This window comes from Nocardia wallacei (genome assembly GCF_029868745.1).
GTDB lineage: Bacteria > Actinomycetota > Actinomycetes > Mycobacteriales > Mycobacteriaceae > Nocardia > Nocardia wallacei_B.
Genome location: NZ_JARWOP010000373.1, coordinates 1 through 2,556, shown reverse-complemented (window position 1 = coordinate 2,556; position 2,556 = coordinate 1). Strand labels below are relative to the sequence as shown.

The window sequence follows — 2,556 nt, the reverse complement described above, 5'->3', positions numbered from 1 at the left end:
GAAACGCCCGGTCCCATTCCGAACCCGGAAGCTAAGCTCACCTGCGCCGATGGTACTGCACTCGACAGGGTGTGGGAGAGTAGGACACCGCCGGAACATACCTTCACGAAGGCCCCCAACACCGTTGGGGGCCTTCGTCGTATCCGGACCGAAGCGGCGTACCGGACAATGTGGGCCGGACAGGTGTAGAACGGGCGGATCGGGGCAAACTCGTTGTACACCCGGCCGGCGGGCCGGATTCACAGTCAGTTCACAAGCTATGGCAACCCGCGCGGCGCCGGTTCGCTGGATGATGGACGGGTAGCCCGGCACACGCGAGCCGTGCGGGAAGGACGAGGTACGGATGGTCGGCGAGGCAACGGCTGACACGGCCCCCACGCTCGGTGCCGCGCGCACCGGATGGCGCAGGTTCTTCCTGCCGGTGACCTACGGCTACGCTGCCATGCTCATCACGGTCGCGGCCCTGCTCGCCGCCTTGAGCGATGCCGCGCAGACCCAGGTGATCCTGCGCGCCAGCACCAACCTGAGCAACCTGCTGCGGGGCAACTACGGCACCCTCGTTTCCAGCGCCCTCGTGGTGGGTGATGGCGCCGCCGCGGCACTGCTCATTCCGCTACTCGTCTGTCTGCTCGCCTTGGCCGAACGTCGGTTCGGCGCGCTCACCACGATCCGCATCTTCGTCGCCGGGCATATCGGCGCCACGCTGCTGGTCGCCGCGGGCCTGTGGGTGGCGGTGACGGCGGACTGGGTTCCGGTCAGCACGACGACGGCTGAGGACGTCGGCATCAGCTATGGCGCGATGGCCGTGATCGGTGCGTTCGTCGTGCTGCTGCCCCGCCGCTGGCGCGCGACCTGGTCGATCACCTGGCTGGCCGTCGCGGTGTCGGGCGTCGCGATGGGGCGCACGTTCACCAATGTGGGGCATCTGCTGGCCCTCGCCATCGGCCTGGTGGTCGCCTTCTGGCTGCTGCGTACCCAGCGGGTACGGCTGCCGCGGTTGCACCGCATGACCCGGTTCGAATGTGGTCTGCTCGCGGTGGCTTCCGCGCTCGGCTACCTGTTGCTCGTGGGCTGAATTACGCGGCCCGCAGGGGCTCGCCTAAAGTGCCGGGGGTGCGCCTCGTGATTGCTCGCTGCCAGGTCGACTACGTGGGTCGGCTCACCGCTCATCTCCCGATGGCTCGCCGGCTGTTGATGATGAAGGCCGACGGTTCGGTGCTCGTGCATTCCGACGGCGGCTCGTACAAGCCGCTGAACTGGATGAGCCCGCCCTGCTGGCTGGAGGAGCGGGACAGCGAGACCGAGGCGGCGAAGTTGTGGGTGGTGACCAACAAGGCCGGTGAGGAACTGCGGATCACCGTCGCCGACATCGAGCACGACTCCGAGCACGATCTCGGCATCGATCCGGGCCTGGTGAAAGACGGTGTGGAGGCGCATCTGCAGGAGTTGCTGGCCGAGCACATCGAAACCCTCGGCCCCGGCTTCTCGCTCATCCGGCGCGAATACATGACCGCGATCGGCCCCGTGGACATCCTGTGCCGCAATGCCGACGGCGCGACGGTGGCGGTGGAGATCAAGCGCCGCGGCGAGATCGACGGCGTCGAGCAGCTGACCCGCTACCTGGAACTGCTGAACCGAGACCCGCTGCTGGCCCCCGTCACCGGCGTGTTCGCCGCCCAGCAGATCAAGCCGCAAGCCAAGACTCTCGCCACCGACCGCGGAATCCGTTGCCTGACATTGGATTACAACGCTCTGCGCGGCACGGACAGCACCGAATTCCGGCTGTTCTGACCTTCGCCATGCCCCGCCGGAAACCGCGTCCCCACCAGCCGCCGGCACGATCCCAACGGGATCTGCGCCCGATCGGCGACGTCTTCGGCCGCACCGAGCCCGGCCCCGACGGCGAAACCTACATAGTCCGCACCATCCCCGGCTCCCGCGCCACCAAGACCTACCGCTGCCCCGGCTGCGACCACGAAATCCGCCCCCGCACACCCCATCTCGTAGCCTGGCGAGAACAAGGCGGCGAAGACGACCGCCGCCACTGGCACACCGGCTGCTGGCGAGGCCGCCACACCAGAACCATCACCCGCCGCTGGTCCTGACCCTGACCCCAACCCCGCCAACGCAATACACCCGCCCGCCTAGGACACCATCACTCGCCCACCCACCCGCGCAGAACCGATCGTTCCCCCACGCCGTACTCGCGGCTGGCCCGCGGCCTCGAACGCGTCATCGTGCCCGCCGCCGGACATCACTGGACCGTGCCCGCCTCAGGACATCACGGGGCTGGCCGAGCCCGCCGCCGGACATCACTGGACCGGGCCGATCCACCCGCGTAGAACCGATCGCGCGCCCATCCACCCACTCATCGCCACAAAACACCCTCAAATCGCCCACCCCCCAAGGTTTTCGGCGCGGGGCGGGGGTTTGTGGGGGGGGGGGGGGGGGCCGCGGGGGGGGCGGGGTCGGGGGGGGCGAGGGGCAGGGCGGTAGGAGGCACGACCGGCGTCATGATGGCCGCGACCGTCGCCACCCAGCTGGCCGTGCCGTGGC

The 2,556-nt window shown here is 68.9% G+C and carries 3 protein-coding genes and 1 rRNA gene; all 4 read left to right on the top strand.

The features are described from left to right. A 5S ribosomal RNA gene (rrf, locus tag QH470_RS34775) occupies positions 1–96 on the top strand; the annotation flags it as partial. 247 nt (positions 97–343) lie between these two features. Then, positions 344–1,075, top strand: a complete 732-nt coding sequence (locus QH470_RS34770; RefSeq protein ID WP_280276636.1) for a rhomboid-like protein — start codon at positions 344–346, stop codon at positions 1,073–1,075. Positions 1,076–1,113: 38 nt separating this feature from the next. Next, positions 1,114–1,791: an endonuclease NucS gene (gene nucS, locus QH470_RS34765; RefSeq protein ID WP_280276635.1), complete on the top strand. Its 678-nt coding sequence runs from the start codon at positions 1,114–1,116 to the stop codon at positions 1,789–1,791. Between the two features lie 8 nt (positions 1,792–1,799). Continuing rightward, positions 1,800–2,105: an ATP/GTP-binding protein gene (locus QH470_RS34760; protein WP_280276634.1), complete on the top strand. Its 306-nt coding sequence runs from the start codon at positions 1,800–1,802 to the stop codon at positions 2,103–2,105. The last annotated feature ends 451 nt before the right edge of the window (positions 2,106–2,556 follow it).

Coding starts and splice junctions, on each gene's coding strand:
- QH470_RS34770 (WP_280276636.1), top strand. CDS start 344: ATGGTCGGCGAGGCAACGGCTGACACGGCCCCCACGCTCGGTGCCGCG.
- QH470_RS34760 (WP_280276634.1), top strand. CDS start 1,800: ATGCCCCGCCGGAAACCGCGTCCCCACCAGCCGCCGGCACGATCCCAA.